Genomic DNA, 4,839 nt, shown 5'->3' with positions numbered 1-4,839 from the left:
ACGAGGTCTCTTTTCAGGTCTGGTTTCAAGCTTAGATGCTTTCAGCTTTTATCCATTATCGCGTAGCCACTCGGCACTGCCCTGTCGGACAACCGATCTACCAGTGGCGACGACGGAAAGTTCCTCTCGTACTATTTCCGTCTTACCCTCAGACCTCTAACACTCCAAATAGATAGTAACCGACCTGTCTCACGACGGTCTAAACCCAGCTCACGATCCCCTTTAATAGGCGAACAACCTCACCCTTGGCTGCTGCTGCACAGCCAGGATGGAAAGAACCGACATCGAGGTAGCAAGCCGCCGGGTCGATATGTGCTCTTGCCGGCGACGACTCAATTATCCCCCCCGGGGTAGCTTTTCTGTCGTCAATAGCACTCATCAAAAGCGCGTATTGGTTCGTTAGACCCGAGTTTCCTCTCGCGAACACTTGCTTTGCGTGTTCGCGTCAGGCCAACTTTTGCTCTTGACACTCTTCTGTGAGTTTCTGACTCACATGAGTTGACCTTGGGGCACCCTTGATACCTTTTCGAGGGTGTGGCGCCCCCCCACCCAAACTGCCTACCTACCGATGTCCTCACAAGGAGTTAGTGTTACAGTAATCAAAGGATGGTGTCTCATTGTTGACTAACCAACCCCCCCACGAGTTGGATCGACATCTCCCATCTACACTGCGCAATGAATACCGTAACACAACGACAGGCTGCAGTAAAGCTCCACGGGGGGGTCTTCACTTCCCATTTGGAGTCTCTGGCCTTTGCACCAGAATAAAATGTTCAACGGACTTGTGTTTGGGACAGTAGGGCTCTCGTTAATCCATTCATGCAAGTCGCCAATTAAGCGACAAGGTACTACGCTACCTTAAGAGGGTCATAGTTACCCCCCCGCCGTTTACAGGTCCTTCGTCCGGTTGTACCCGGTTTTCAGATACCTGCACTGGGCAGGAATCACAGACTATACGAGTCCTTACGGAGTTGCAGTCTGCTATGTTGTTATTAGACAGTCGGAGCCCCCCTGGTCACTGCGACCTGCCCGATCTCCGGGCAGGCACCCCTTCTTCCAAAGTTACGGGGGGGCCATTTTGCCGAATTCCCTAAACACAATTAAACCGACACGCCTTAGCCTTCTCAGCTAGGGGCACCTGTGTCAGATCTCGGTACGGACATCTGATTCCCTTTTCACGGGTTCCAGGAATTTGCTAAATTACTCCATCACGCTTTCACCCAATTCTCACCATTACGGTTCTCCAAGGGGGGGTTATACGATTAGACAGGGCGACAGCCCTGCAAAGCATATCCAGAAACGTCGGGGGGGTCAATAAATTGACTACAATCAGATGGTACAGGAATATTAACCTGTTTCCCTTTTGTCATACTCGAATTACGGTATAACTTAGGACCGACTAACCCTCGGCTGACGAACATTGCCGAGGAAACCTAGCCCCTTCGGCGGTTAGGATTCTCACCTAACTATGCTTCTACTAGTGCCAGAATTCTCAATTCTACACGGTCCACAGGAACTCACACCCCTGCTTCCGCCCATGCAGAACGCCTCTCTACGCCATCACCTTTCGGTGGTCTGTGGTATCTGTGGTAGGTTTTAGCCCCCCGTCCATTTTCAGCGCCCTAAACCTCGACTGGTAAGCTGTTACGCACTTTTTAAAGGGTAGCTGCTTCTAAGCTCACCTTCCAGTTGTCTTTGGCCTAGGACATCTTTTAGTATTGACACTTAACCTACACTGAGGGACATTAACCACAGTCTGGGTTCTTTCCCTTACGCACTACAAGCTTACCCCCCCGTAGTGCGGACTTCCAGCCTTCTTCGACGACGGGGAATTCGGAGTTTGACAGGAAGGTGAGGGATTTCTCCCCCCCCAACTCCTCCAATCAGTGCTCTACCTCACCGTCTATCTCCAGCCAGGTCATGCTACGGCATGTTTCGAGAGGAACCAGCTGATGCCCAGTTCGATTGGCCTTTCACCCCCCCTATACGCAGGTCACACGAATGATTTGCATATCAATACCGCTTCGGCCCTCCACGCAACTTTCGTCACCCTTCAGCCTGCCCACGCATAGATCACTGGGCTTCGGGTCTTATCCTGTCGACTACACGCACTATTAATACGCCGTCCCATGTCGAAACTACGGACTTGTCGCTTTCGCTTCGGCTTCCCTTAACGGTTAACCTCGCCAACAGAATAAACTCTCTGGCCCGTTCTTCCAAACGTAAGTTATGACACCGGCAATACACCTCATACTACCGCCTCGCGACGGGTTCTTTCGGCGTAAAGATCCTTTTATGCCATAACACACTATCACCTATCAGTTTCAGGCACTTTTAACCACCTTTCCAGGGTTACTTTTCAGCTTTCGCTCACGCTACTATTTCGCTATCGGTTTCGAGGAGTATTTAGTTTTGGAGGTTGATGACCCCCAGGTTCATGCGAGAATTCCAACCCGCACTACTCGAGACACTTCCTCGCCAAACATCGGTATGCGTACGGGGGGGCTATCACCCTCTGTGGCAAACCGTTCCAGAAATATTTCCGCTTATGATGTTTGGGTAAACGGAAGGCTCACAACACCACATGTCCCCCGAAGGGATTCGGTTTGAACTCTGTCGTTTTCGATCGCTTTTACTCACGACATCTCGTTTGATTTCTCTTCCTCCCCCCCTACTGAGATGTTTCAATTCGGGGGGGGTTCCCAATCCTTACGGATCGCTTCTTGCGAAGCAGGAGGTCCCATTAGGGTATCTCCGGATCATAGGTTCCTTGCGCCTACCCGGAGCTTATCGCAGCTTGGCACGCCCTTCATCGGCACTCGAACCGAGCCATCCACTGACAGGCTTGTATCAGCTTGTCTTTATGATTGTGTCCGTTAAAACTCATTTAACGTCCTATGTGCACACCTATACACAGCCTCAAAGAGTCGGTTAGACTCTCGGCCCTTCCCCCCCGATGACTCACGTCTCCGGGTGCATTGGGAGGCCTGGTTTTCAGAAAAACACGTCTCTGATTACCAGGCAATGGACTTAAGGGGGGGATTTGAACCCCCCCTGGCCTCGGCGTTGCAAACGCCGCGCTCTTCCAACTGAGCTATAAGCCACGTCCCTATTGATTGTCGACATCAGCAATTTTACGTTTTATTTAGTAACCGCATACCCAGTTCTTTAGGAGGTGATCCAGCCGCAGATTCCCCTACGGCTACCTTGTTACGACTTAACCCTCCTTGCGAAACCTAGATTCGACTGCGGCAAAAACCACAGGCTCATCCAGACCTCACTCGGATGGTTTGACGGGCGGTGTGTGCAAGGAGCAGGGACGCATTCACCGCGCTATGTTGAAACGCGATTACTACGGATTCCAGCTTCATGTGGGCGAGTTACAGCCCACAATCCGAACTTAGGACAGGTTTAAGAGATTGCCTTCACCTTTCGGTGTCGATACCCATTGTCCTGCCCATTGTAGCCCGCGTGTAGCCCGGATAATTCGGGGGGGCATGCTGACCTACCGTTGCCCATTCCTTCCTCCTCTTTAGCAGAGGCGGTCCCAACAGTGTCCTCTTCGTTCCGGAGAACAAGCTAGCAACTGTTGGCGTGGGTCTCGCTCGTTGCCTGACTTAACAGGATGCTTCACAGTACGAACTGACGACGGCCATGCACCTCCTCTCAGCTGGTCAAACAGAGTCTTCAGCCCGGTTATCATTCCGCTGTCTTATCCGGTGAGATTTCCGGCGTTGAGTCCAATTAAACCGCAGGCTCCACCCGTTGTGGTGCTCCCCCCCCGCCAATTCCTTTAAGTTTCAGCCTTGCGACCGTACTTCCCAGGCGGCACGTTTCACGGTTTCCCTTCGGCACCCCCCCAGTGACTCGTGGTCACCAGTACACCTAACGCGCATAGTTTACGGCTGGGACTACCCGGGTATCTAATCCGGTTCGCTCCCCCAGCTTTCGTCCCTCACTGTCGGAGCCGTTCTGGTGAGATGCCTTCGCCATCGGTGGTCCCCCGGGGGGGATTACAGGATTTCACTCCTACCCCCGGAGTACCTCTCACCTCTCCCGGTCCCTAGACCCCCAGTATCTCTTAGACGCCCGTCGGTTAAGCCGGCGGATTTCCCAAGAGACTTAAGGGTCCAGCTACGGACGCTTTAAGCCCAATAATAGTGGCCACCACTCGAGCCGCCGGTATTACCGCGGCGGCTGGCACCGGTCTTGCCCGGCCCTTTCTTCAGATGCGTTTTAAACACCTGGACAGCCCGCGTATACGGGCACTCGGGGGGGTTCCCTTATCACAGTTTCCTGCATTGTAAAGTTTTCGCGCCTGCTGCGCCCCGTAGGGCCTGGAATCGTGTCTCAGATTCCATCTCCGGGCTCTTGCTCCCACAACCCGTATCGATTACAGGCTTGTTGGGCCGTTACCCCAACAACAACCTAATCGACCGCAGATCCATCCTAAGGCGCCTCAACTTCGATTAAAGAACATTCCAGTATCTCTAATCTATGGAGTATTATCCCCCCCAGTTTCCCGGGGGGGTTATTCTCCACCTTAGGGCAGGTTATCCACGTGTTACTGAGCAGTCCGCTGAGGGTCTAAACCCTCTCAACTCGCATGGCTTAATCGAACCCCGATAGCAGTGACCTCTGGCAGGATCAACCAGAATTAATTTTTTGAAGTAGGCAAACTGAACCTTCAGTTTTGCTTATCAAAGCACACTTATGTTCGACTTATTTTTTAAAGGATATTAGCGGTTACTAAATAAATTTCCGCATTGCCAATGCCAACGTCAGAACCGACACTCCCATCTGAGCGATTTCGGTTCCCCATCAAAATCTCGGACTACA

At 52.1% G+C, this 4,839-nt stretch carries 1 tRNA gene and 2 rRNA genes; all 3 read right to left on the bottom strand.

Going from position 1 to position 4,839, the window contains the following annotated elements:
- Nucleotides 1-2,861, bottom strand: a 23S ribosomal RNA gene (locus JCM10550_RS16335); the annotation flags it as partial.
- A 164-nt stretch (nucleotides 2,862-3,025) separates the two neighbouring features.
- A tRNA-Ala gene (locus JCM10550_RS16330) sits at nucleotides 3,026-3,104 on the bottom strand.
- 66 nt (nucleotides 3,105-3,170) lie between these two features.
- Nucleotides 3,171-4,658, bottom strand: a 16S ribosomal RNA gene (locus JCM10550_RS16325).
- Nucleotides 4,659-4,839 lie beyond the last annotated feature (181 nt).

Origin of the sequence: Methanogenium cariaci JCM 10550 (genome assembly GCF_001315945.1) — an archaeon.
Classification (GTDB): domain Archaea; phylum Halobacteriota; class Methanomicrobia; order Methanomicrobiales; family Methanomicrobiaceae; genus Methanogenium; species Methanogenium cariaci.
Note: the sequence above shows the minus strand (reverse complement) of the source record. Positions and strands in the feature narration are given on the sequence as shown.